General features: G+C 40.7%; 25 protein-coding genes and 1 pseudogene. 11 read left to right on the top strand and 15 right to left on the bottom strand.

The genetic code is table 11. The features are described from left to right. Positions 1-86 precede the first annotated feature (86 nt). The 8 genes from ACTRWE_RS15485 to ACTRWE_RS15450 all read right to left on the bottom strand — a co-directional run bounded on the left by ACTRWE_RS15485 (position 87) and on the right by ACTRWE_RS15450 (position 8,612). On the bottom strand, positions 87-2,363 hold the full coding sequence (locus tag ACTRWE_RS15485) for an acyl-CoA dehydrogenase (protein WP_350654963.1): 2,277 nt from the start codon (positions 2,361-2,363) through the stop codon (positions 87-89). Positions 2,364-2,576: 213 nt separating this feature from the next. Continuing rightward, positions 2,577-3,365: a putative porin gene (locus ACTRWE_RS15480; RefSeq protein ID WP_013464588.1), complete on the bottom strand. Its 789-nt coding sequence runs from the start codon at positions 3,363-3,365 to the stop codon at positions 2,577-2,579. A 208-nt stretch (positions 3,366-3,573) separates the two neighbouring features. Further along, positions 3,574-3,948 (bottom strand): PH domain-containing protein, encoded by a 375-nt coding sequence (locus ACTRWE_RS15475; RefSeq protein WP_350654962.1) that lies wholly within the window; start codon positions 3,946-3,948, stop codon positions 3,574-3,576. After that, positions 3,948-4,856: an ABC transporter ATP-binding protein gene (locus ACTRWE_RS15470; RefSeq protein WP_350654961.1), complete on the bottom strand. Its 909-nt coding sequence runs from the start codon at positions 4,854-4,856 to the stop codon at positions 3,948-3,950. Before ACTRWE_RS15470 ends, ACTRWE_RS15475 begins: the two co-directional genes overlap by 1 nt. Next, complete coding sequence (locus ACTRWE_RS15465; RefSeq protein WP_350654960.1) at positions 4,853-5,680, bottom strand: ABC transporter permease; 828 nt, start codon at positions 5,678-5,680, stop codon at positions 4,853-4,855. The genes ACTRWE_RS15470 and ACTRWE_RS15465 overlap by 4 nt, the downstream gene beginning before the upstream one ends. A 143-nt stretch (positions 5,681-5,823) precedes the next feature. Further along, on the bottom strand, positions 5,824-7,002 hold the full coding sequence (locus ACTRWE_RS15460; RefSeq protein ID WP_350654959.1) for a cystathionine beta-lyase: 1,179 nt from the start codon (positions 7,000-7,002) through the stop codon (positions 5,824-5,826). 3 nt (positions 7,003-7,005) lie between these two features. Next, entirely contained in the window at positions 7,006-7,932 is a 927-nt protein-coding gene (gene nudC / locus ACTRWE_RS15455) for an NAD(+) diphosphatase (RefSeq protein WP_462880288.1), read from the bottom strand. A gap of 185 nt (positions 7,933-8,117) precedes the next feature. After that, on the bottom strand, positions 8,118-8,612 hold the full coding sequence (locus tag ACTRWE_RS15450; RefSeq protein WP_350654957.1) for a LabA-like NYN domain-containing protein: 495 nt from the start codon (positions 8,610-8,612) through the stop codon (positions 8,118-8,120). A gap of 139 nt (positions 8,613-8,751) precedes the next feature. Between ACTRWE_RS15450 and ACTRWE_RS15445 the strand changes: the two genes are divergently transcribed. Then, complete coding sequence (locus ACTRWE_RS15445) at positions 8,752-9,375, top strand: hypothetical protein (protein ID WP_350654956.1); 624 nt, start codon at positions 8,752-8,754, stop codon at positions 9,373-9,375. Then, positions 9,375-10,118 (top strand): DUF3307 domain-containing protein, encoded by a 744-nt coding sequence (locus ACTRWE_RS15440; RefSeq protein ID WP_350654955.1) that lies wholly within the window; start codon positions 9,375-9,377, stop codon positions 10,116-10,118. The genes ACTRWE_RS15445 and ACTRWE_RS15440 overlap by 1 nt, the downstream gene beginning before the upstream one ends. Positions 10,119-10,197: 79 nt before the next feature. Here the strand turns inward: ACTRWE_RS15440 and ACTRWE_RS15435 are convergent, their stop codons facing one another. Further along, a complete protein-coding gene (locus ACTRWE_RS15435) occupies positions 10,198-11,595 on the bottom strand; it encodes a DEAD/DEAH box helicase (protein ID WP_350654954.1) in 1,398 nt (465 codons plus the stop codon). A gap of 171 nt (positions 11,596-11,766) precedes the next feature. Further along, positions 11,767-12,606: an isopenicillin N synthase family dioxygenase gene (locus ACTRWE_RS15430; RefSeq protein ID WP_008111615.1), complete on the bottom strand. Its 840-nt coding sequence runs from the start codon at positions 12,604-12,606 to the stop codon at positions 11,767-11,769. A 310-nt stretch (positions 12,607-12,916) separates the two neighbouring features. Between ACTRWE_RS15430 and ACTRWE_RS15425 the strand changes: the two genes are divergently transcribed. Continuing rightward, a complete protein-coding gene (locus tag ACTRWE_RS15425; RefSeq protein ID WP_462880287.1) occupies positions 12,917-14,119 on the top strand; it encodes a bifunctional alpha/beta hydrolase/OsmC family protein in 1,203 nt (400 codons plus the stop codon). 70 nt (positions 14,120-14,189) lie between these two features. Here ACTRWE_RS15425 and ACTRWE_RS15420 read toward each other — a convergent pair. Beyond that, a pseudogene (locus ACTRWE_RS15420) lies at positions 14,190-14,935 on the bottom strand (alpha/beta hydrolase). Between the two features lie 129 nt (positions 14,936-15,064). Here ACTRWE_RS15420 and ACTRWE_RS15415 point away from each other — a divergent pair. Beyond that, positions 15,065-15,388 carry a hypothetical protein gene (locus ACTRWE_RS15415; protein ID WP_090493947.1) on the top strand — a complete coding sequence of 108 codons (324 nt, stop codon included), beginning with the start codon at positions 15,065-15,067 and terminating at the stop codon, positions 15,386-15,388. A 39-nt stretch (positions 15,389-15,427) separates the two neighbouring features. On the opposite strand, the gene ACTRWE_RS15410 is transcribed toward ACTRWE_RS15415, so the two are convergent. Then, positions 15,428-16,027 carry a pentapeptide repeat-containing protein gene (locus tag ACTRWE_RS15410; RefSeq protein ID WP_350654952.1) on the bottom strand — a complete coding sequence of 200 codons (600 nt, stop codon included), beginning with the start codon at positions 16,025-16,027 and terminating at the stop codon, positions 15,428-15,430. A gap of 89 nt (positions 16,028-16,116) precedes the next feature. Beyond that, complete coding sequence (aspS, locus tag ACTRWE_RS15405) at positions 16,117-17,895, bottom strand: aspartate--tRNA ligase (RefSeq protein ID WP_350654951.1); 1,779 nt, start codon at positions 17,893-17,895, stop codon at positions 16,117-16,119. 237 nt (positions 17,896-18,132) lie between these two features. Here aspS and ACTRWE_RS15400 point away from each other — a divergent pair, with 237 nt between their 5' ends. Both ACTRWE_RS15400 and ACTRWE_RS15395 read left to right on the top strand, forming a co-directional pair. Continuing rightward, positions 18,133-18,981: a DUF72 domain-containing protein gene (locus ACTRWE_RS15400; protein WP_350654950.1), complete on the top strand. Its 849-nt coding sequence runs from the start codon at positions 18,133-18,135 to the stop codon at positions 18,979-18,981. 27 nt (positions 18,982-19,008) lie between these two features. Further along, the gene (locus tag ACTRWE_RS15395; RefSeq protein ID WP_016899476.1) at positions 19,009-19,506 is read left to right on the top strand and encodes a M48 metallopeptidase family protein; all 498 of its coding nucleotides are present in this window, start codon (positions 19,009-19,011) and stop codon (positions 19,504-19,506) included. A 212-nt stretch (positions 19,507-19,718) separates the two neighbouring features. On the opposite strand, the gene ACTRWE_RS15390 is transcribed toward ACTRWE_RS15395, so the two are convergent. Continuing rightward, positions 19,719-20,402 carry a DUF3334 family protein gene (locus ACTRWE_RS15390; protein WP_008111638.1) on the bottom strand — a complete coding sequence of 228 codons (684 nt, stop codon included), beginning with the start codon at positions 20,400-20,402 and terminating at the stop codon, positions 19,719-19,721. A 116-nt stretch (positions 20,403-20,518) separates the two neighbouring features. On the opposite strand from ACTRWE_RS15390, the gene cmoA reads away from it, so the two are divergent. From cmoA to ACTRWE_RS15365, 5 genes are all read left to right on the top strand, one after another. Next, positions 20,519-21,244, top strand: coding sequence for a carboxy-S-adenosyl-L-methionine synthase CmoA (gene cmoA / locus ACTRWE_RS15385; RefSeq protein WP_055011763.1), 726 nt, complete (start codon positions 20,519-20,521; stop codon positions 21,242-21,244). A gap of 15 nt (positions 21,245-21,259) precedes the next feature. Then, positions 21,260-22,228, top strand: a complete 969-nt coding sequence (cmoB, locus tag ACTRWE_RS15380; protein WP_350654949.1) for a tRNA 5-methoxyuridine(34)/uridine 5-oxyacetic acid(34) synthase CmoB — start codon at positions 21,260-21,262, stop codon at positions 22,226-22,228. Between the two features lie 195 nt (positions 22,229-22,423). Continuing rightward, on the top strand, positions 22,424-23,476 hold the full coding sequence (gene purM, locus ACTRWE_RS15375) for a phosphoribosylformylglycinamidine cyclo-ligase (protein ID WP_016899473.1): 1,053 nt from the start codon (positions 22,424-22,426) through the stop codon (positions 23,474-23,476). Next, positions 23,476-24,123 carry a phosphoribosylglycinamide formyltransferase gene (purN, locus tag ACTRWE_RS15370; RefSeq protein ID WP_350654948.1) on the top strand — a complete coding sequence of 216 codons (648 nt, stop codon included), beginning with the start codon at positions 23,476-23,478 and terminating at the stop codon, positions 24,121-24,123. The genes purM and purN overlap by 1 nt, the downstream gene beginning before the upstream one ends. Then, positions 24,077-24,874 (top strand): DUF3108 domain-containing protein, encoded by a 798-nt coding sequence (locus ACTRWE_RS15365; protein ID WP_350654964.1) that lies wholly within the window; start codon positions 24,077-24,079, stop codon positions 24,872-24,874. The genes purN and ACTRWE_RS15365 overlap by 47 nt, the downstream gene beginning before the upstream one ends. A gap of 113 nt (positions 24,875-24,987) precedes the next feature. Here ACTRWE_RS15365 and ACTRWE_RS15360 read toward each other — a convergent pair whose 3' ends face one another. Then, positions 24,988-25,752 carry a class II glutamine amidotransferase gene (locus ACTRWE_RS15360; protein WP_013464565.1) on the bottom strand — a complete coding sequence of 255 codons (765 nt, stop codon included), beginning with the start codon at positions 25,750-25,752 and terminating at the stop codon, positions 24,988-24,990. Between the last annotated feature and the right edge of the window lie 107 nt (positions 25,753-25,859).

Below are 25,859 nucleotides of genomic sequence, written 5' to 3'. Positions count from 1 at the left end.
AGCTTAAAAAATACACAACATAAAAAAAGCCTTAAATCATAAATTTAAGGCTTTTTTATTATCTTCTTTATTATTATAACTCAGCGTTAGATGTCTTCTGGTTTAAAGTTATCAACCGCAATAGCCTGCATTCTTAGCTTATTAGCATGATGCATTGCCTCACCATCAACCTTCGTTACGAGCTCGTGTTCAAGTGCGTAATCAATCGCTTGTTCAATATCATAGGTGGCAGGCACCTTGCCTTTTCGTTGCCACTGTTTCAACTGCTTAAATTGATTGTGCATATCGTGCATTGCTAAGAAAGCATTTTCCATGACGCCTGTTCCGGCATTTTCATCCACATAACACAAATGGGTAAGTCTATTTCTAAATACCCCTGGTTGAGTCATGTGCTCGCAAATACGCTGGGCAATAGCATCACTTGGTTTGTGATAATGGTTACCTAATGGAAAAACAATACGCTTAAGTGCAAAGTTAATCACTGGATTAGAAAAGTTTTTAAAGAAGCCATCAAATGCTTGGCCTATTGCATATAACGATGTCTCTATAGCATATTTTACAAAAGGCAAATCCGCTTGCTGACGCCCTTCATCTTCAAAACGCTTTAATACCGTGGATGCAATATATAAATGACTTAACACATCGCCTAAACGTGCCGATATCATTTCTTTACGTTTAAGTTCACCACCTAACATCAACATTGCAACATCCGTTGTGAACGCCAATCCTCGGCTCATTCTACCTAATTGTTTATAATAGACGGCCGTCTCTCCACATACAGGCGCTTTAGCAAAGTAGCTGCGAGTTAAACCATGCACCAAGGCCATACTTGCATTACTCAGTGCAAATACAATGTGCTTCATTAACAAGCCATCAAATTGCTCAAGTGCAGCATCATCGTCATCCATTGCTGCAACTTCCATTTCTTTTAACACGAAAGGATGACAACGGGTTGCACCTTGGCCAAATATCATAAGGTTACGGGTAAGAATATTGGCGCCCTCTACGGTAATAGAGACGGGAATACCCATATAACCGTGTGCTAAATAGTTATTAGGCCCAACCTGAATCCCTTTACCTGCATGAATGTCCATTGCATCATTCATTACCGTTCGACCCATTTCTGTCATGTGGTACTTTGCAATTGCAGTTACTACTGACGGGCTAAGTTTTAAATCAATTGCACCTGCGGTCATTAATCGGCATGATTCCAATGCATAAGTTAGTCCACCAATACGTGCCAACCCTTCTTGTACGCCTTCAAATTGCCCAATTGACACGCCAAACTGTTGGCGTACAACCGTATAAGCCGAGGTCATCTTAGCTGCCAAGTGCCCTGTTGCAGTGCTTAATGCCGGTAATGAAATACCACGCCCTGCGCTTAAACACTCTACTAGCATGCGCCAACCGCGCCCTGCCCCTTGCTGGCCACCTATAATCCAATCAAGCGGAATAAATACATCCTTACCGTACGTTGTGCCATTCATAAACGCCATGTTAAGTGGGTAATGACGCTCTCCTGTTTTAACACCTGGATGATCAGTTGGAATAAGTGCACACGTTATTCCGAGCTCTTTTTCATCGCCTAACAATCCATCTGGATCGTACATTTTAAATGCAAGACCTAACACAGTCGCCACAGGCGCAAGGGTAATGTAACGTTTTGACCAATTTAAACGCAGTCCCAACACTTCCTTACCATCATGCTCGCCTTTGCACACCACGCCTGAATCTGGAATACTGCCAGCATCTGAGCCAGCCTCTGGGCCCGTTAATGCAAAACAAGGTACATCGTCGCCTTTTGCAAGGCTAGGTAACCAACGATTTTGTTGCTCAGTTGTTCCGTAATGCAGTAATAACTCACCAGGACCTAAGCTATTTGGTACCATGACCGTTACGGCGGCCGTTAAGCTTTTAGTCGCAATTTTTGACACTATGGTGGAATTAGCAATAGCAGAGAATTCAAGACCCCCAAATTTTTCTGGGATGATCATTGCAAAAAACCCTTCGGTTTTTAAAAAGTCCCAAACCTCTATAGGTAAATCTTTGTCTTTTTGTACAATTTTATAGTCATCAAGCATGGCTAATAAAGTTTCAACTTGATTATCTATAAATGCAGTTTCTTTTTCACTTAACTTAGGTCGCGGATAATTATGTAATTTTTGCCAGTCAGGCTCACCACTAAATAACTCGCCATCCCACCAAACATCGCCTGCTTCCATGGCTTCTCGCTCTGTTTGCGATAATGGCGGCAACACCTTTTTAAACATCTTAAAAGTAGGTCGAGTAATTAAATTAAGGCGGATATCTTTAATCGCAAACACCACGACCACCACAACCAGTAATATAATAAATACTGACATGAGCACATTCCTTTTACAGTTATAAAAACATTGATTTAATTATGACCGATCTTAATTTAAATACAATGGGCTGTCAGACGAGTGCCACTAAATGATGAAGTTATTCTATTGCGATTAAAATATAACGATGAGTAAAGTCACTAATTTATTACACACAGCAAAAAGCCCACAAAATGTGGGCTTTTTACTACTTAACTGGTTTTAATTATTTAATTAAAACTGAAAACGCATGTTAGCAAAGTAAGCATCGTTATCTGAGTCATCTGCGTTGTTGCCGTAACCCACTTTTAAACCAATGTTTTTATTGATGAAGTGTTGAGCACCAAAGCTGTAGTTGTCTTCTTTATCGTAAGCTGCAAATACAGAAGTCGCTTTAGAGAAATAGTAGTTTGTTTCTACGTTCCATTGATCATCTGCTTCGTCAAGGCTTACAAATGTACCTTCTACTGTTAAGTAGTTACCTTGTTGTAAATCAACAAAGTATTTAGCAGCTACTGAACGAGAATCAAAATCATCATCTGATTCTACAGTGATACCTACGTAATCTGTATCGTTTAGCATGTGGTTGTATGCTAAAGAAAAGAATGTAACGTTATCACCATCTTTTTGATCAACAAATCTTACTTTTGCAAGTAAGTCAGGGTTGAAGAAGTAACCAGCAGAAAGTGTGTATGACTCGTTGTTAGAGTTGTAATCAGCATTTTGGTAAGACGCACCAACAACAAAATCTTCAACGAAGTATTCACCACCAATAGCAGTCACATCGCCAAAATCGTCATCAGCGTAGCCACCAAATACGTTGCTTTGCTTGTTAATGTATTCGAATTGGTCGTATGGACCTAGTGTGCTCTTTGGAGAGAAGTAGTAAGTAGAGTCCACGCTGATAGTATCGTTGTTATCAGTATCTGTGTAGCCTAAGTTACTGATTGATTGATAGCTATCTGCAGCGTGTGCAGCACTTGATAATAAAAGACCTGAAATAATAATTGCTAACTTTTTCATAATGAAACATCCCTATGTACATTGTTTTTGTACTTTAACTACATTGCTAAAGTGGGGGTATGCTAACGCCGCGAAACTGAACGAAAACTGAATCAAGCAATTGTATTTGTTAGGGAATTTGTAAGAAAGTGTTGGAGTAGTTTATGTTAAAGTAATCGCAACAAGCTGTAAACAATTACTTTAATTTTACACCGATTTTTGTTTGTTTCTATAATGAATACTGGCTGATTATCCTATAAACATCATTTATGTTATCACCTGCTTTAAAGTCCTTGCTAATAGGCGTTGGATCTGAACCTACCCATATTTTTAACTCGGCGTCTAAATCAAAGTGCCCCGCACTCTCTTTACTGAATTTAGTAATTTTAGAATAGGCAATACTGATCATTTCCATTTTAGACCCTGTCACGCCTTGCTTATCGATTAAAATAAGTCGCTTATTAGTAAAGATAAACATATCACGGACAACTTTATACGCTTTTTCAACTTGCTCACCTTCAATAAGAGTATTTGCCAACACTTTCTCTAAATCAGCGTCATCCACTTCACTGGCATTACCCATTAAACCATTAAATAGTCCCATTATAGTTTCTCCTGTTTAAATATTTGATTTTCTAATGTATGGCCATTTACTAACTGCCGATACTGCCAATTATGCTGGCGACAAAATTGCAATAGTGCTACATCGAGCGGATCACTGGTTGGTTGATACTCAATCACGTACTCTTTGTGCTGGCTCATATAAACACGACTCACCCCCTCAAGTGCTTGGAGTTGTTGCTCCACATTTTGATACACGTCGCTAAGCATTAAGGTGTAAAAGTGCTTATCGGTGTTCACTGCTTTAGTTTGGTGCTCGCTTAATACGCCTTTATCCAAATGGAGTACTTGGGAACACAGTCGTTCTAATTCAGTTAAATCATGTGAACTTAAAATAAACGTCGCTTGGTCACTTAACTGAGATACCAACTCGCGCACTTCTCTGGCATGAATAGGATCAAGCCCTGCCGTGGCTTCATCTAACATTACAATTTGTGGTGAGCCAATTAATGCTTGCGCTATGGTTACACGCTTGCGCATACCGTGGGATAAATCCCCAGCGCGGTTTTTTGCAATTTCGCTAAGGCCCACTAAATCAAGCACACGAAGTGCCTCTACGTGGCTTTGCTTAGTACTCATGCCTTGTAGCTTGGCATAAAAACTAAGTTGTTTATCTATATTAAAACGCGGATCAAGCTGGGCATCTTGCGGTAATGCACTCACTTTATTAAATAAAGCAGCGCTGCCTGGTTTATGGCCGAGTATTTCAAGCTCTCCCATGCTAGGGGCTATATAGCCGCACAGCAAACTAAATAAAGTAGTTTTTCCTGCGCCATTAGGGCCAACAAGCGCAACGGGAGCACCTTTTTGAATCTCAAAACTCACATTATTAAGAGCCAGTTTTGAGCCGTACGATTTACTTAAATTACGCCCTGTGATTAATGATTTCATAGTGAGCTCCTTGCAAAAACACGTTGCGCAACCACAAGTAGCACCGCTGTTTGCACAAGCGGAATAGCCAATGCACTCAATAGCGGTAAGTTCTGTCCCGCTAATAACTCTATTTGCACACCAGGGAATAAATAATCAAGCACACTTAATGCGGGTATTTGCCACTCCAGCAATCCAACAATAATGCCACCGGCTGTAAAATATAAAATGGCTAACACAATAGATAAGCGAGATGAGCTCGCAAAAGTATTAATCAAACTCATTAACGCAACAAACGGCGCAAAAGTAACAATGAGAATTAAAAATATTGAAACTGCACGGCCAACGCCACCAGCAAGTAAGCTCGGATCGCGAAACCCGAGCACCGCCAATGTCGCTACCAATGTAATGCCAACTAAACAGGTTAGTACCGCTAACTGCCCTAAAAATCGACCAAAGAGTATTTCAAAGCGGGTTGAGCGCAGTGATAAAAACCTTAAAGTCCCCCTCTCTCTGTCACCCACAGTTTGATCACTACAAATAAATAAGCTAAAAACAGGAAAACTATACAAAGCAATTAGCCAATACATAGCAAATTCGGCTTCAGGCCAATCAAGTAACTTATTTAATCCAATAGAGCCGGAAATATCACGGGCTATTTGTTCAAAATCGGGGGAGCTGATAATGCCCACTGCCTGCCCTATCGGGTAACGTAAAATAACAAGCCACACTAGCGCAAAAGCCGCCAGTGCAATAAGTCCTCGTTTAGTTAAAAACATACGTACAAGCTCAAAACCCGCAATTTGAGTTAAGCGCCCTACGTTTATTGGTAATGGTGTTACCATTGACTATCCTTAATGACGTTGTTCATGCTTTAAAATAAGCGTTATTTAACAACACTAAGTGTAAACACGTTGAATTGCTAGCAAAAAAAAGCCTACTCAGAGGTAGGCTTTGTAACAAATAATGTAATTTAAACAATTAGTAATCATAAATGTTGCTCATAAATAGCTAATGCTTGCTGTAAGTCGGCAATTAAATCTTCAGCATCTTCTAAGCCAATGTGCAAACGAATAACAGGTCCATGCTCCCATCCTGTTTGCGAGCGCAGCCCTTTCATTGATAGGTTTGCCGTTACTAAGCTCTCAAAGCCTCCCCAAGAAAAGCCCATTTTAAAATGCTGCAAGCTATCTAAAAAAGCATCAATGGCCTTTTGGTTACCGGTTTTCATTACAAACGAAAACAAACCATTACTACCGTTAAAATCGCGTTTGAAAAATTCATGCCCAGGACATGTTTCAAATGCTGGGTGGCGAATATGATCAACTAACTCGTGCTGCTCTAACCATTTAGCAACCTCAATAGCCGCTTTTTCATGCTGATTTAATCGCACCGCCATGGTACGCAAACCTCGTAGTGCTAAATACGCATCATCTGCACTGGTGCATTGCCCGAGTAAATAAGAGTGTTCACGAAGTGTTGGCCAATATTTTTTATTCGCTACAGCTACGCCCATCATCACATCTGAATGACCTACAATATATTTGGTTGCCGCTTGAATACTAATATCAACACCATGTTCAAGTGGGCGATAGTGCAAACCATTACCATAAGTGTTATCAAGCACCGTCATCACATTATGATCATTTGCCACTTGCACCATAGCGGGAACATCTTGAATTTCCATGGTAATTGAACCCGGAGACTCTAAAAACAACACTTTGGTATTGTCTTGAATGTACTCTTTTATATCTGCGCCAATCATAGGCGGATAATAGGTCGTAGTAATGCCCAGCCCCGCTAAAATCTTGTCGCAAAAATCACGGGTTGGCTCGTAAACAGTGTCCACTATTAAAATATGATCACCGGACTTTAAAAACGATAACAGAGTTTGGCTTATCGCTGCCGCGCCACATGGGTATAACGCACAGCCCTCACCGCCTTCGAGTTCGGTAATTGCCTCTTGCAGAGCAAAATGAGTGGTCGTCCCTCTGCGGCCATAAAACAAGGTTTTGTCGCCACGTGTTTTAGCCGCTTCTTTAAGCTCACTCACAGAATCAAACACAATCGTTGAAGCGCGCTGTATCACTGGATTAACTACGCCATGGGTGTACGCTTTTTTGCGCCCTGATGAGACTAACTGAGTATTTTTATTTTTGCTCGACATGATTCATCCTTCTATCTGAGTACGCCAATATTCAATTAAATAACGCGAAATCGAATCAGCTCTAGGTAGCTTTAAATGCTCCCCCTCGTGTTGCCAATCTTTAAATTGCGCAAGTTCTTGGCGAGAAAACCACTTTGCATCTTCAAGTTCATCTTGCTCTGTGCTTATTTCATCACTGCTTGCTGTGGCAATAAAACCTAGCATAATTGACGAAGGAAACGGCCAAGGTTGAGAAGCAATATACTCTGCTTTCTCCACGGTAATACCCGCTTCCTCTTTTACTTCTCGGATCACGGTTTGTTCAAGGGTTTCACCTGGGTCGACAAACCCGGCAAGTGAGGAATACAGACCTTTAGGCCAAGTTGCTTGGCGACCAAATAAGCAGCGTTCAATCCCATCAGAAAATGTTTTAGTTACTACCATAATAACGGCTGGATCGGTACGCGGAAAAGTTTGGTGCATACAGGCTGCGTTGTCGCATAAACGTGAATGCCCCCCTTCAACTAAGTGATTTTTGGTACCACAGCGACCACAAAAACTATGAGTGGCATGCCAGTAACACAACCCACGAGCAAGCGCTGCATTTGAGCCATCTTCAAGTGCTACTTGAGTACCATATTGACGAATATCTGCAAACTGAGCATCACCAACAATCGTTGCTAATAACGACTCTTCGAGTTCAGTTACGTCTAGCGCAAATACGGCATTATCCTGTTTATTTGATCCTAAAAGAATAGCCTGCGTTAAATCTAAATGCGCCACTTGTTGGTAAGCTAAATACACCACCTCAGGGCTACTGTTAGCAAATAAGGTGTGATTGCCTTTAACTAAAAGCCATAAACTGTCTGCTGTTTTTTTTGCGTCTACCCAAGTAGGGTCTTTGCGCGCATTTGAGCCTCTGTCTAATGGCATATTACTGTAGTTAAGCATGTAATTCCTTGATACTAATTGAATCTTAAAATTACCATACTCATCCACTAAACCCAATTTATTATCGCCATAAAAAAAGCCTAAATTAGGCTTAATTAATCTATGCACCCGTTGTATTAAATACTCTCATGATCAACGCAAACATTCTGCTCAAAAATAAATCAAAAATACAATACTTATACTTTTTAAAGTAGTAGCTGTTTGTCAATTAAATGAAATTGCTCGGCACTTTGCTTAAGTACCTCTGCGGTTAATTTATCAGCACCGTATACATCACACGGAACATCATATTGATTTTTTAAATGCCCAAGTAATAATGCAAAGTCACCGTCACCCGAGAGTAAAATAACTTTATCAAGCTGCTTCCCCTGCTCTAGCATATCTATGGTTATACCCACATCCCAATCGCCTTTGGCACTGCCGTCACGGCGTTGAATAAAGGGTTTTAGTTTTACTTCAAAGCCAATAGCGCGCAAAATATTTTGAAACTGATTTTGCTTTTCATCACCTCGGTATATTGCATAAGCAAACGCACATTCAATATCGTATTGTTGCTCTATCATTCGCCAAAAGGCATTGTAATCAAAGTTTTTACCGTAGCTTTCGCGACAGGTGTAATAAATATTTTGTACATCGACAAAAATACCTACACGAGGTTTACTGCTTTGTTGTGAGGTCATTATTATGTCCTAATGAGTAATACTTGCAATTGCGTGTTAAGTAACCTAAATTAGTTACCAAACCCAATGTAACCAAATACGGTTACATTTTAAGATGTAACCAAAATTAGTTACATATAAATAATCTATCTGGATTTATATGATTGGTGTGATCAGCGGCGATATAATTAAATCGCAAAAAATACCTAAACAACAATACGATGCCATGCTTTATCAGCTAGAGCAAAGTTTACGTGCAAATTGTAATAAAACAACATCTTGGGATATTTACCGTGGGGATGCATTTCAGCTGCAAGTAGAAAAAAGTGAACGGTTAGTTACCACCGCTATTCTTATTTATCTACAGTTAAAATCTGCCGGTTATGAATTGCGCCAAAGCATGGCGTTGGGGCACATAGATAACCCTAGTACGAGTATAAAAACTGCTACAGGCTCTGCATTTACTCTCTCTGGTCATGAGCTAGATAAAATGACAAACCAACGTTTTACATTTGCTATTGCAGATCAATCGGTTGATGAGAGCTTTAAGCTAAACCTAGCGTTTGTCGATGTATTACTGTGTAAAATAACCCAAAAACAAGCAAATGCTTTGTATGTATATTTAACCCATACTAATAACAACCATGCAGCCTTAGCTAATGAGCTCAACACCAGCCGCGAAAACGTTACTAAGCTGCTTAATCTTGCTAACTATCAACTGATAGAGCGATTTATTTTACACACACAGCAATGGCTTAAAAGCATACAGCAAGGACATGACTAATGGAATTTTCACTATTACTCGTTGCACTGATTATTGGCCACTTACTCGCTGATTTTTATTGGCAACCCATGAGCTGGGTAAACGACAGAAACACCCGTCATTTTAAAGCAAAAAAACTTTACTACCATGTATTGGTTCACGGTATTACCAGTGCAGTCGTTGTGGCACTTTGGGAATATAGTTTTGGCTGGCAACAACTAAGCAGCGTATTACTGGCGACCGGCATTATTATGATCAGTCACTACTTTATTGATATTGCTAAATCGTATTCAAATAAAGGCGTAGTGCCTTTTTTATTAGACCAAATTGCACATATCACTGTCATTATTGCGATAAGTATTTGGCTAACTGACGATCAGCAATTTGCTGACAATGTAATGGCGTTATTGTGCAACGCAAAAGTGCTATGGATTATAACTGGTTACCTTATTATTTTAAGCCCCAGTGCGGTATTTATAAGAATGATGTTAGAGCGTTTAACTAATCACTTTTCTAGTGATGGTAGCCTCCCCTTAGCAGGACAAAGTATTGGTATGCTTGAAAGAGTACTTATGCTGACATTTATTTTATTAGATCAGTTTGCAGGGCTTGGGTTTTTAATTGCCGCTAAATCGGTGTTTAGATTTGGCGACTTAAGTGCCAGCAAAGATAAACAACTCACTGAATATGTGATGCTAGGGACGTTACTGAGCGTTAGTGTTACTTTATTTGTAGGATTAGCAGTTAATTATTTAATCAGTTAGTAAAGCTTTAAGATAGGCATTAAAAAACGCGCTACCAGTAAAAGTAAGCGCGTTTTTTATTAAAGCGAACTAAACCTAATTAGTCGTTATTTGCTGGACGACGACGGCGCTGGCCATTCCCACCAACCGATTGACGCTTTGCCCATGGGTTTTGTGCATTATCATCGGTTTTAGCTGCTGGCTTTTTAGAGCCACCACGACGTGGGCCTGTACCATTGCCACCATTGTTAGGCTTTTTGCTATTAGGCTTGCTGCTATCTGATTTAGGCTTATTAAATGGTTGTTTTTTCTTTGGCTTTTTAGCCGGTAACGGGCGTGCATCGAGTGCGCGCTCTGCAACAGGGTTAGCCGGTTCAAAACCTTCTTCTTCAGCACGTGGAATTAGCTCGCCAATAAAGCGCTCAATGCCGTATAAATCTACTGCATCGTCAACCGTTACAAACGAAATAGCATGCCCTGATGCCCCCGCACGACCAGTTCGGCCAATACGGTGAACATAATCTTCATATACATTAGGTAAGTCGTAGTTTACAACATGCGGTAATTCAACAATGTCTAAACCACGTGCAACAATATCGGTTGCCACTAATACGCGCACTTCACCACTTTTAAAGCCCTCTAGTGCTTTAACGCGCGCGCCCTGAGATTTATTGCCATGGATTGCCGCACCAACAATATCATCGCGTTCAAGTTGCTTAACTAAACGATTAGCACCGTGTTTAGTACGACTAAATACCAGTACTTGTTGCCAATCGTTGCTACGAATTAAATGGCTTAATAGGGCCGTTTTACGTGCTTTGTCTACTGCGTATACGCTTTGCGTGACACTTTTTGCGGTGGTGTTTTTAGCCGCAACAGAAATTTCAACGGGGTCGTTAATTAACCCTTTTGCCAGCGCGCGAATATCATCCGAAAACGTGGCTGAGAACATTAAGTTTTGACGCTTTTCAGGCATTTTTGCAATTAGGCGTTTAATATCATGGATAAAGCCCATGTCTAACATACGGTCGGCTTCATCTAAAACCAGTACTTCAACGCTATCAAATTTAACCGCGTTTTGATTGTGTAAATCAATTAAACGCCCTGGTGTCGCCACTAAAATATCAACCCCTTTGCGCAGGCGCTGCATTTGTGGGTTAATTTTAACACCACCGTAAACAACAAACGAACTCACATTTGAATGCTTAGCGTATTCTTCAACGTTTTCGCTCACTTGCAAGGCAAGCTCACGGGTTGGCGTTAAAATAAGCGCACGAACATGATTACTTTTTGCTTTAGTACCCGACGATAAACGCTCAATAAGCGGCAAAGTAAAACCAGCGGTTTTACCGGTACCGGTTTGCGCTGCGGCCATTACATCGCGACGTGCAATAATTGCTGGAATAGCTTGAGCCTGAATAGGCGTTGGCGTTTCATAGCCCTTTTCTAAAACCGCATTAACTAAAGACTGTGATAAACCTAAACCATCAAAACTCATATAAACTCTCTATTTCAAATTAGGCCAAAGTGGCCAGTTGCGCGCATTATACCTTTAGTGGCTCAGAATGCATGCCATTATTTACTTTGTGCCAAATCAATAAACACAAATACTAAAAAAGCGGCTAAACAGCCGCTTTTTATTTACCTGAGCATTACACATGCTAAAAGATTATTTTACACCTAACTCACGTAAACGCTCTTGTAAGTAGCTATCTGCTGTGTAGCGATCAGATAACACCACATCTGGACGAGGGTGTAAAAACAATGGTAATGAAATACGTGATTTGGTTGTTGCTTTACCCGATGGATTAATTACACGGTGAATCGTTGATGGGAAGTAGCCACCCGATGCTTCTTGTAGCATGTCACCAATATTAATAATTAAACTACCAAAATCACATGGCACATCTAACCAACCGCCATCAGTTTTTTGTACTTGTAAACCTGGCTCGTTTGACGCCGGTAATACGGTTAATAAGTTAATATCACCGTGCGCAGCAGCACGAATAGCACCAGGCTCTTCATCACCTGTCATTGGCGGGTAATGTAAAATACGTAACAACGTTTGCTCAGACTGGGCAATCATATCTTTTAAATCAATAGAGAACTTAGCACGCACTTCTTCAGGCGCTTCAGCCTGAACCCAGCTTAATAATGTTGCCGCAAATTCATTAGCTAAACGGTAGTACTCACGTACATCTGCTTCTAATTGTGCAGGAACACGGCCTTTAGGGTAAACATGAAAGTACTCTTTAATGTCTTTTACCGTATGGCCTTTAGCTACTTCTGATACCGACGGTGGAAAATAACCATCTTGCGTTTCTTTTGAAAATAAAAACTCATGCTTTTGCTCTGAGTTAAAAAAGTCTTGCCAATTTTTATAAATAGACTCAACTAAAGATTGCGGAATAGGATGGTTTTTTAATACGCCAAAACCAGTATTTCTCAACGATTCAACAAATTGCGCAGCCGCATCGTCCGCTTTATAATCAACTGTAGGTAATTGCATGGTACATTCCAGTAAGTAGGTTGTTAGAAGCCATTTACTAATTCGCTTAAGCCACAGGTCTACACGAAATTAGTATTACATTCAAATATAGCTTAACTACTTAATTCAAGTAATAAAGGCTGCATTTTTATGCTGTGCGAGGATAGACAAACCCCCTTGAAATTATAAGGACATATGTCCGCACTCAATAAGCAAGCCTTCTCTGCCTTGATCAAGATCAAAATAACGCTTGTATTGAATTTTCACCCCATCGTACCAATCTCTTCTTTATCAGCATCACACACTATATCAACTTGTTAAGGCTCTCTACATGCGACAAAAAGTTTCTTTTAAAAGCGGTGAATTAGAACTCGCTGGACAACTTGAACAGCCCTCTGGTGAAGTGAAATTTTATGCCTTATTTGCTCACTGTTTTACCTGCTCTAAAGATGTAGCGGCTGCAACACGAATAAGTCGCGCGCTCACTCAGCAAGGCATTGCTGTATTACGCTTTGATTTTACAGGGCTTGGTAATAGCGATGGTGACTTTGCCAACAGTAACTTTTCATCAAACATTCAAGACTTAGTGGCTGCAGCCAATCACTTAAGAACACACTTTAAAGCACCTCAGTTATTGATAGGCCACAGCTTAGGTGGTGCTGCGGTGCTTGCAGCAGCAGAGCACATACCCGAAATATCGGCCATTACGACTATAGGCGCGCCATCAGATGCCCAGCATGTTACTCATAACTTTGCTGCTCATTTAGATGAAATAAACCAATCGGGTGAAGCAAAAGTGTGTTTAGCTGGGCGGGAATTTACGATTAAAAAGCAATTTATAGATGACATCGCCAAATACGATAACAGCCATATAGGCAAGCTTAAGCGTGCTTTGTTAGTTATGCATTCTCCTATTGATGCCACCGTGAATATTAGTGAAGCCGAAAAAATTTACGCAGCTGCTAAGCATCCAAAAAGCTTTATTAGTTTAGATAATGCCGATCATTTACTCAGCAATAAAGAAGACGCTAACTACGCAGCCGATGTCATTGCTACGTGGGCTAATCGCTATGTTGAATACGATAAAACACCCTATAGTGCAAAATTAACTAACGGCAGTGTATTAGTTGAAGAAAAAGATCATAAATTCACTCAGCACGTGAGTACTAAAAACCATACATGGCTTGCTGATGAGCCTACCGATGTCGGCGGTAAAAACTTAGGCCCAGACCCTTATGATCATTTACTCGCTGGGCTTGGAGCTTGTACTGCAATGACACTTCGCATGTATGCAAGTCGCAAAGAGTTGCCGCTAGAGCACATAAAAGTAGAGCTCAACCATACCCGCAATTACAACCAAGATTGTGATGATTGCGAAAAAAGCGGCAATTTAGAGGCCATTATCCGCAAAATAACCTTACAAGGTGATTTAACTGACGCTCAGCGAAATCGATTACTCGAAATAGCCGATAAATGCCCTGTGCATAAAACGCTACATAACAGCCCTTTGGTGGTTAGTGAATTAGTGGGGTAACTAAAACAAAAATAGCGCAGTAAGCCCTGCGCTATATTTAGGATTTTAATTTAAAAACTGACTGTATCGTTTAATTTTCTAAAAACGCCGCTACCTCTTTACTCATTTTATCCACCAGCCATTTAGGGCCGCCATCGTACATATCGTTGTGACGTGATTTTTCTATCAACGTTTGCGTAACAGGATAAACGGTTAACTCTTGATCGGTTAAAAGCACGTTTGCATCGGCTGGGTAATCACTACCTCGCAGTGTGAGTACGCGTATGCTTTTATTGCGTGGTAATAACATGCGGCGGTGATCGAGCGTAATTAATTGGCTTACATCACTTGGGTAAATAGCTACATACAAGGCTGAGATATCTCCACCATTTGAGTGACCAAATAAAGTGAGTTTTGTAAAATCATATTCAGGGTATTTAACACTTAGCCCGTTGACTAAAACTTGAGGGTTACAACACCACGGTGCCAATTTTCCATACGAGTAGTTAGGTATGGCTGCATACGATTGAGTGCAGGGTCGGTTTTAAGCTCATGCGCTACCGCAATGCTTAAATAGCCTTGCGCATTAAATAGCTTACTTACAAAGGTGTATTCATTGTGGCTAATGCCATACCCTGCATTTATAAATACCACTGGGCATTTGACTTGCGCACTGCACTTAAGGTGGTTAGTTGGTAGGCTAATATTTACAGGTATAGAGCGATTACGACTTTCATCAATGATTGCATCGTTTTGGGCATAACTTGATGATGCAAATAGCATAGTGCTTAAAGTCAGCGCACTTAACATTAAATGCTTTTTTATAATTTTTATCATGCATTCCCTTGTATTATTTATACATTTTTAGCTAACGTTAATTTTTATTATAAAGGTTAGCGCGCGTCTTTGCTAATTTGTGCGATAATAGCGATTATTGTTTTACTATTATCGCAAAAGAATCCATTCATGAAATCATACAGCAGCATTGAACAACGCATCGATATTCTACAAAGCAGAATTGAAGCCTACCAAGAAGAAATTAAAGTGTTACAAGCAGAGCCGAAAAGTAACAACGAACGTATTATTTTTAAGTTTATTGAAACCGGCAGTACTGGTAAAACCAAAGACTTTGTCAGAGAGCTTGGGATTAAATCACCGCGTGATAGCTTATATTCATCAGGAGATGTAACTAAACTGATTAAAGATGGCGCGGATGATATTTCGCCTGAGCTACTGAGCATAGCCCGCGCACTGGCTAGCGCGCGCAATAAAAATGGCCCTACTTGCTAATAGTAAATACAATAACGTATTAGCCGTAAGCTCTTGCGGCTAATCAACCAGCTCGATATCAAGTCCTGTTAATAGATTTAACGCTTCAAGCCGTTCAAACTTTGCATTACTCACATCATTGCTTGTTATATCAATATTAAATTGCGTTGCGCCAACAAAATTTGCTTTTCTCAAATTAGTTTGATGAAACAGGCTGTCTCTAAAGTCAGTATCCGAGAAGTTGCTTTGAACTAAGTTAGCGTGTCTAAAGTCGACATCTTTGGCAAAACAGTTCGTCATTGTTAACGCTTTTAACTGTAATTCAAAAAACGAACTATGGCTCAGCTCACACTGTTTAAAACTCACCGGTGACGTTAGCGCTAATTGTGGCCAATTTACTTGTCCCCACATTATGCTATTGAGTTTACAATTTGCAAAGCTCACCCCTTCTAGTGAGCTGTAATTCCAATTAAGCTCAGTCAAATTACAGTTAATAAATTCACACTCTATAAACCGACAGGCACTAAACTGGCTGTGACTAAAATCGCAATCAATAAACTGACATTGTTCAAACTCAATATCGCTAAAGCGCTTTGCATTTGCTGTAAAGTTTGAAAATGACTGATCAAAATAATGACTATCTTTAAATAACTCGCTCATAAAAATAAAGCACCTAAATTGGGTTATGCCAAACAAAAAACCCCTTAGGTATTTAGCCTAAGGGGTTTTGATCTAACTAAACACTAGCTTTATTCTGCGCTTGGTAATTCTTTCTCAACTACACTAATAGCAAGCTCTGTCAGCGAATCGCTGTTTGCTTTGCTAGGCGCATCGGTTAATAAACACGATGCTTGTGTGGTTTTAGGGAAAGCAATAACGTCACGAATGTTATCAGTACCACATAACAACATAACTAAACGGTCTAAACCGAACGCTAAACCTGCATGCGGCGGTGTGCCGTATTTAAGTGCATCAAGTAAGAAACCAAATTTATCTTGCTGCTCTTGCGCTTCAATACCTAAAATTCTAAATGCCGCTTCTTGCATATCTGCATTGTGAATACGTACCGAGCCACCGCCCACTTCGTAGCCGTTTAATACCATATCGTAAGCATCTGAAATAGCCGCTGCTGGGTTTGCTTCAAGCTCACTGGCACTAATATCTTTTGGTGCAGTAAATGGATGGTGTACAGCGTGTAATGTGCCTTCGTCATCTTCTTCAAACATTGGGAAGTCAACAACCCAAAGTGGTGCCCAGCTATCTAAATTAGTGATTTCTAAATCAATACCAATTTTTAAACGAAGTGCGCCCATGGCTTCATTTACGGTGTTGCGTTTATCCGCACCAAATAAAATGATATCGCCTGTTTGTGCATTAGTACGTTCAAGTAACTGCGTGATCACATCTTCATTTAAGAATTTAGCGATTGGCGATTGCACGCCCTCAACGCCTGCATCGCGGTCATTTACTTTCATCCATGCTAAGCCTTTAGCACCGTAAATACCAATAAACTTAGTGTATTCATCTAGTTGCTTACGAGAAAGTGATGCACCACCTGGAACAGTTAGCACTGCAACACGGCCTTTTTCATCATTTGCCGGACCCGAGAATACTTTAAATTCTACGTCTTTTACTAAATCAGCTACATCAATAAGCTTCATTGGGTTACGTAAGTCTGGCTTATCAGAACCATATAAGCTCATTGCCTCAGAGTAAGGCATAATTGGGAAATCACCTAAATCAACATTTAGTAATGACTGCCACATTTCACGGATCATTTTCTCTGTCATACCACGTACTTGATCAGAGCTCATGAACGAGGTTTCTAAATCTATTTGAGTAAATTCAGGTTGACGGTCAGCACGTAAGTCTTCATCACGGAAACATTTAACAATTTGGTAGTAACGGTCAAAACCCGACATCATCAACAATTGCTTAAACAACTGTGGTGACTGTGGTAATGCGTAAAAGCTACCTTTATGAACACGACTCGGTACTAAGTAATCGCGAGCACCTTCAGGCGTTGCTTTAGTTAGCACTGGCGTTTCGATATCTAAAAAGCCATTTTCATCTAAAAAGCGACGTACAAAGCTGCTTGCTTTAGCACGTAATTTAATGCGGTCGCTCATTTCTAAACGACGTAAATCTAAGTAACGGTATTTTAAACGACGCTCTTCTGAGTTCACTTGGTTAAAATCAAGTGGCATAGGCTCAGAGCGGTTAATAATAGTTAAACCCGTGCCTAAAATTTCTACTTCGCCGGTTGCCATGTCTTTATTTACTTGGCTATCTGGGCGAGCGCGTACAATCCCTTTTAACTGAACACAAAATTCTTGACGAAGTTTGTTAGCTGTTTCCATTAATCCTTCAACTTCCGGATCGAATACAACTTGTACTAAACCTTCTCTATCACGTAAATCGACAAAGATAAGTCCGCCAAGGTCACGTCGTTTGTTGATCCAGCCACATAGTTCAACTTCCTGATCTACGTGAGTTTTATTTAGCTGTCCGCAGTATATAGAGCGCATAGTTTTCCTGTCAGATAAAAGGCATATAGCGGTTAAACACCGTTGTTTTAAAAGTTTTTATAAACACCAAAATGAAAATAAAACCGCTAGCAATTCAAAATAATCAAATTAAGCCCTGCATTATACCCAAGTAGGTTGAAGATGCTAGGGCGTGTTTACCTTTCGGGGTGGAATTTACAGCGCACTGTTTTGTTATTTGTTACACTACCGGCACTTTATATCAAGGCTTTTGTTTGTATGCTATATATTGGATGCCCGCAGTGGTCGAGCAGCGTATGGAAAGGAAATTTATTTTCACGCCAGTGTAAAAATGCCGATATGCTCAGCGAATATGCGCAGCATTTTAATTCGGTAGAAGGTAACACCAGTTTTTATGCTGATCCCTCGCCTGACACTGTATTACGATGGGCTGCCAGTGTACCCGATGAGTTTAAATTTACCTTTAAGTTTCATCGGCGCTTTAGTCACGAACTCCAACTTACTAACGTGCAACATGAGCTAACTAATTGGCTTAATTTATTCGCCCCTCTATTTGAAAAAACAGGGCAAATAATGCTGCAATTACCTAAAGCGTTTGCGCCACAACATTTAGCTAAGCTTGCCGCTTTTATTGAGTTACTTCCTAAAGAGCTAAACTATGGGGTTGAGGTACGCCACCCTGATTTTTTTAAAAAAGGTGAGGCCGAAATCGCACTTAATCAGCTTTTAATGGCAAATAATATAAACCGTATTGCTATGGATACTCGGGCGCTCTTTGCAGTAAAGCCAACAACCGAAGCGCTAATAGACGCCCAACAAAAAAAGCCCCACTTACCAGTGCACGCTATTGCTACGGGCTCGCAGCCTATGGCACGTTTTGTTATTGCTAACTTAGAAAACGATTATAAAACCTTTTATCAGCCTTGGCTTAGCAAAGTAACCCAGTGGCTCGATGAGGGCAAAAGCCCCTATGTGTTTTTTCATACCGCTGATAACCGCCAAGCGCCGCTGCTGGCTCGCCAGTTTTGCCAAGATTTGGGGTATAATCACAATGTACTCAATCCATTTAGTGGCGAAAAAGAAGCCCACCAGCAAGCACTTTTTTAAAAATAAATTCAAAATACAGAGACAATAATGAGTGAATACGCACGTTACTTTACCGGCTACCCTGCCAATATCGTTGAGCAAGTATTAAGCCTAATAAAAGCAGGAAAGGTAAGTGAGTATTTACTTAAAAAGTATCCACAGGCGCATCGTATTACCAGTGATAAGTTACTGTATAGCTACGCCACTGAGCTTAAAAAGCAGTATTTAAAAAACGCCCCGCCATTTGGACGCGCTGCGTTTAAAAAACAAGGTGATATGGTCACCAATGCGCTCGGTACCCACACGTACCGTATGCAAGGTAAAACCCGCAAGCACGATTTAGCAATAAACAGCGATTTATTGCGCGCCCCTGAGCCATTATTAAAAGCATTAGTGGTGCACGAACTCGCGCATTTTAAGGAAAAAGACCATAACAAAGGCTTTTATAAATTATGCTGCCATATGGAGCCGCAGTACCATCAGCTAGAGCTGGATTTACGGATTTTTTGTGTAGCTATTGCGATGGGTGAGAATCCGTATAATTGAGCGGTCAGCGGTCAGCGGTCAGCGGTCAGCGGTCAGCGGTCAGCGGTCAGCGGTCAGCCAAAATAATGACACACGAGTTCGCAATGAAAGCCCTCGTTAACAAAAAACGCGATATAAATCGCGTTTTTATTATTGTCACTTTCTAATCTGACAGCTAAGAGCTTAAAAGCGTGTTAGGTTTCGTTTCACTTAACCCAGCCTAAGTAAAAACGTTAAAGCCCTAATTCGGCCATAAAGTCGTCATCGCTATCATCTTGCTTTGGCTGTTTCGCTTTTTCTTTATCCGCTTTTTGCTTAGCTTCATTTTCGATAATATCGTCTGGGTCTATCGCTTCTACAATGTCAAAGTCGTGAAGTTTAATAAACTCTGTTTTATCCATCGCTAATTCTAAATAGAAGATATTTTGGTTGCGAGTCGTAAACGTTACGCGACGTGCTTGCGGACGATCCATAGTGGTATCAACCGATATTTGCACTTGTTTATTAATAGCCATCATTTTTGGCTGATTTTGGGTAATAGAGGTATGCAGCTGTTCACGCACTTTTGACGTGAAGTCGCCCACTATTTGGTTCATCAACTCACCCATCACGTTTGAAACGTCATCAGATAAGTGGCTGTGTGCGATTTCGTCTTCTGGCATACCCATGTTACGCATATAATCGCCGTAAATTTCCATGGCCGCTTGCGCTGTAAAGTTGGTGACAACTAAGCCGGTAAAGCCCCCGTCAAATAAAACAAAACAGCCTATGTCTGGTCGCATACAAGTACGCGTTATTTTTTGTACCATGGCTGAATAGCTGATCTCGTTGCCGCTGGCTGATGAAAGTACACCCGTTACTGAGTGGCATAATGTTGCTAATATATCGTCGGTACTAATAACCTTACTTTTGCTCATTTAATAATCTCTTTTATACTTATTCTTCATAATTCTAGTCAAGCTACTGAATTTATCACTGACTATCCAGCATAAAATGTTAAAATAGCACTATTATTTTCAAAGAGACTGCCTTCGTGAGTATAAAAGACAGTATTTATGCCTCTGAGCAACAAGTAAAAGACTTTAGTTTTGATCAAAACGTGGTTGAAGTATTTCCCGACATGATCCAACGCTCGGTGCCCGGTTACGCCACCATAGTAAGTACCATGGGAAAATTAGCGGGTGAGTATGCTCAGCCAAATTCAAATTTGTATGACCTAGGCTGCTCGTTAGGGGCGGTTACCCTAAGTATGCGCCGTAATATTCAAACTGATAGCTGTCATATTATTGCTGTAGATAACTCACAAGCCATGGTGGAGCGTTGTAAGGTCCATTTACAAGGGTTTAGATCAGACGTTCCTGTAACGGTTACCTTGGGTGATATTAACGAGCTTGATATTCAAAATGCATCGGTAGTGGCGATGAATTTCACCCTGCAGTTTATTCCACCAGTGCAGCGCAAAGCGGTACTTGAAAAAATATACGCTAATTTAAAACCCGGTGGCGTTTTGCTATTAAGTGAAAAAATTAAAGCCGAAAATGAGCAATGTGATAACTTACTGATTGACTTGCACCACGACTTTAAACGTCATAATGGCTACTCTGAGCTGGAAATAAGCCAAAAGCGTACCGCCATTGAAAACGTAATGCGCCCCGATACACTTAGCACACATACACAACGTTTAAGCGACATTGGTTTTAGCCAAACGCAAGTGTGGTATCAATGTTTTAATTTTTGCTCAATGGTAGCAATTAAATAATTTAGAGAGTGACACATGTCTGCATGGTTTAACCAATTTTACGCTGCTATTGCACAAAGCCCACTTAGCCACTGGCTAGAAACCTTGCCTGCGCAATTAAAGCATTGGCAACAAGAGGCTAGCCATGGCGATTTGCCTCAATGGCAAAAAGTACTAAAAAACTTACCTGAGGTATCAACAAACCAAGTTGATATTGTCAGCAAAGTAGAAATAGGCGCGCCTGGCGAAATGACTGAAGGCGAAAAAAAGCAAACCACGCATTTATTAAAACGAATGATGCCTTGGCGAAAAGGTCCATTTAATGTGCACGGTATCGACATTAATACAGAATGGCGCAGTGACTGGAAATGGGATCGACTCCTACCGCATATTGAGCCATTAAAAGGCCGTACTGTATTAGATATTGGTTGTGGCTCGGGATATCACTTATGGCGTATGCGCGGTGAAGGTGCACAGTTTGTGGTGGGTATTGACCCATCTGACTTATTTTTGTGCCAGTTTCAGGCAATTAAACACTTCAACCCTGATGAAAAGGTGCATTTATTACCATTAGGTGTAGAAGCCCTGCCAGAGCTTAAAGCATTTGATACGGTATTTTCGATGGGAGTACTTTATCACCGTCGCTCACCTATCGACTTTTTAGCGCAATTAAAGGCACAGCTTCGCCCTGGTGGTGAGCTAGTACTTGAAACTTTAGTTATTGAAGGCGATGAAAACACCGTATTGGTTCCGACCGACCGCTACGCAAAAATGCGTAATGTATGGTTTATTCCAAGCACTGCGGCATTAAAATTGTGGATGGAACGTGTTGGCTTTAAAGATGTGCAAATTAAAGATTGTGCTATTACAACGCTCGACGAGCAGCGTAAAACTGACTGGATGGAAAACGAATCTTTAGTTGACTTTTTAGACCCCACTGACACCAGTAAAACCATTGAAGGCTACCCTGCACCACTTAGAGCGATACTTACAGCTAAAGCCTAATTTGTAGTATTAATTTTTATTTCCATATTAAAAAGCGCCATTGGGCGCTTTTTTGTTTACTAATACAGCAACTAGAGGACAAGTGTCCTTGTCTTTAAAATCAAATCCAGATTTCAACTAGCCGCGCCCTTGCAATTGTTGTAAAATACGCGCGTTTCTAAGTAAGCATCAAAACAACTATTTTGAGGAAAACCTGTGAGCGAACAAAAACAGTCTCTAAGCTATAAAGACGCGGGCGTAGATATCGACGCTGGTAATGCACTTGTTGAGCGTATTAAAGGCGTAGTTAAAAAAACTCGTCGTCCTGAAGTGATGGGCGGAATTGGTGGTTTTGGCGCACTTTGCGAAATTCCTGAAGGTTATAAGCAACCCGTACTTGTAGCAGGCACTGACGGTGTTGGCACTAAGTTACGCTTAGCAATTGACCTTAAAAAGCACGATACTGTAGGTATCGACTTAGTTGCGATGTGTGTAAATGATTTAATAGTACAAGGCGCTGAACCCCTGTTTTTTCTAGATTACTATGCAACGGGTAAACTAGATGTAGACACAGCAGCCGACGTAGTAACCGGTATTGGTAAAGGTTGTGAAATTTCAGGTTGTGCCCTAATTGGTGGCGAAACAGCTGAAATGCCAGGTATGTATGATGGTGAAGACTACGACATGGCAGGCTTTTGTACCGGTGTGGTAGAAAAATCAAAAATTATTGATGGCACTAAAGTAGCTGCAGGCGATCAACTTATTGCCCTTGCTTCTAGCGGTCCTCACTCAAATGGTTTCTCTTTAATTCGCAAAGTTTTAGAAGTCTCTAACGCTGATACTAATCAAGTGATTGATGGCAAAACCTTAGGTGAGCACCTTTTAGAACCAACACGTATTTACGTTAAACCATTACTTGAGTTGTTCAAGCAAGTAGACGTGCATGCCCTTTCGCATATTACTGGTGGCGGTTTTTGGGAAAATATCCCACGCGTATTACCTGAATCTGCTAAAGCGGTTGTTAAAGGTGATAGCTGGCAGTGGCCAAGTGTGTTTAGCTGGTTGCAAGAAAACGGCAACATTACAACACACGAAATGTACCGCACATTTAACTGTGGTGTAGGCATGGTGTTAGTTGTACCTGCGGATGAGCTTGAAAATAGCTTAAATATCTTAAAAGATCTTGGCGAGAACGCATGGCACCTTGGTGAAATCCAAGATGCCGTTGCTGGCGAAGAGCAAGTTGAAATTGTAGGTGGTGCTGCGTAATGGCACCCACTCGTCTAGTAGTTTTGATCTCAGGCAGTGGCTCAAATTTACAAGCCATTATAGACGCCTGTGAAAGCGGCGAGATAAACGCCCATATAGCGGCTGTTATTAGTAACAAAGCAGACGCTTATGGGTTAGAGCGTGCAAAAAATGCAGGTATTGCCACACACGTGCTGAGTCATAAAGAGTTTGACTCACGCGAAGCGTACGATGCCCAGTTAATGCATATAATTGACTCTTTTGAACCAAATCTAGTTGTATTAGCTGGGTTTATGCGTATTCTAACTCCTAACTTAGTGCAAAAATATGTTGGAAAAATGTTGAACATTCATCCATCTTTGTTGCCTAAGTACCAGGGGCTGAATACCCACCAAAGAGCAATTGATGCAAAAGACGACGTTCACGGCGTTAGTGTTCACTTTGTAACTGAAGAATTAGACGGCGGACCCGTTATTCTTCAAGCCAAAGTGCCTGTATTAGCAGACGATACAGCAGACACGCTCGCTAAGCGTGTGCATGCGCAAGAGCACATAATTTATCCTTTGGTGGTCAAGTGGTTCAGTGAACAACGACTTACGATGGAAGAAGATTATGCAGTTCTTGACGAAAAACAACTTCCTGCACACGGCGCGCACTACCCAAAATAAAAAATTAAGTGCCTGGCTATTATGTGCGGGCACTTTATTACTTCCTACCAGCCTGATTGCAGGTGAGTTAACCCAGTATCAAGCCAGCTACGATATTTTGCGCAAAGGCGCAAATCATGGTACAGCCGAGCGTGAACTAAAAAAACTCGATAATAATAACTACCAAGTCACTTACCATAGCGATATTGAATGGATGATTTTCTCTGACTCACGTCAAGAGTCATCAACTTTTAGCTTTGCTAACGATAAAGTAGAGCCTATTCAGTACTCTATGATCCGCACGGGGACTGGGCCTGACAAAAAGTATGAAATTAACTTTGATCGTCAAACACAAACTGTCACCAGTAACACCAGCGACTACCCGTTAAAATGCCAATGGCATGATAACTTCCAAGATGGTATTTCTTATCAAGTGCAAGTTCGAGAAGGACTTAAAAAAGGAAAAACTAGTTTCTCGTTTCCTTTAGTTGATAAAAAAGGTAATTGCCGTGACTACGACTTTGAAGTGGTAGAAACCGAAATGATTTCCTTACCTATAGGTAACGTAGAAGCCATTAAAGTAAAACGTTTATACGACAATGACAAACGCCAAGCCTTAGCATGGTTTGCCCCAGAAATGGATTATATGCTCGTGCGCATGTGGAAAGGTGAAAAAGGTGTGGAACAGTTTGAAGTGCAGATGAAATCGTTTACCGTGATCAATCCACCGGCTTTACCTGCACAAGTTAAAAACGAAATAACCCCCGAATAAATTACTTACAAGATGCAATACGAAACGCCCAAGTGTGACAACCATAACTTGGGCTTTTCATTTTAATACTTAGATTTGAAACTTTAAGTTGAGTTTCGTTTTACTCTACCAACCTACATTAATTCACCCATTTTAAATAACGCAAACTCTCCTGGCTGCATTTTTTGCCAGCGTTCATCGTTGGTTAGCGGCCTTGTTGCTATAACCGTTACCACATCGTTTGGCGTGGTTTCTTGTTGAAAGTCGACCACCATGTCGGCATCAATAAGTGTTGCTTTACCAAACGGTGCACGGCGCGTTATGTAATGTAAATTATTAGTACAATACGCTAAAACAAATACACCATCGGTCAATAACATATTAAACACGCCTTTTTCACGTAGCGTATGCGAAAGCTTAGCCGCATATCTAAAAACCGACGCCATATTACTTGGTCGCTGCGGGTACTTTTCACGAATTTTGTCAAGCAACCAGCAAAATGCCAACTCGCTATCGGTATTACCCACAGGTCGATAATATTCAGGTTTTAAATCATGATAATTTGAAAGCTGCCCGTTATGAGCATAGGTTATTTCACGCCCCCACAACTCACGAGTAAACGGGTGGGTGTTTTCAAGACACACTCGCCCGCGGTTGCCTTGACGAATATGACTTATCACCGATACGCTTTTAATCGGATAAGCTTTAACTAATTTAGCTATTTCTGACTGGTAACTTGGCTCGGGATCTTTAAAGGTTCTGCAGCCTTTACCTTCATAAAAAGTAATGCCCCAGCCGTCTTTATGTGGCCCCGTATTTCCCCCACGCTCCAACAACCCTGAAAAACTAAAACATATATCCGTTGGTACATTGGCTGACATGCCAAGTAATTCACACATAAAATAAATAAACCTTTAGAAAGCTAAACATAGAATATCGTTCTATTTTTAATAAGCGTACACTGAAAATCATAAGTATATTTACTTAATTAAACTTATATTACTAC

This window comes from Pseudoalteromonas sp. G5_S1_54_S4 (genome assembly GCF_054968565.1).
The sequence above is the reverse complement of the archived record's forward strand: the minus strand, read 5'-3'. Positions and strand labels throughout refer to the sequence as shown.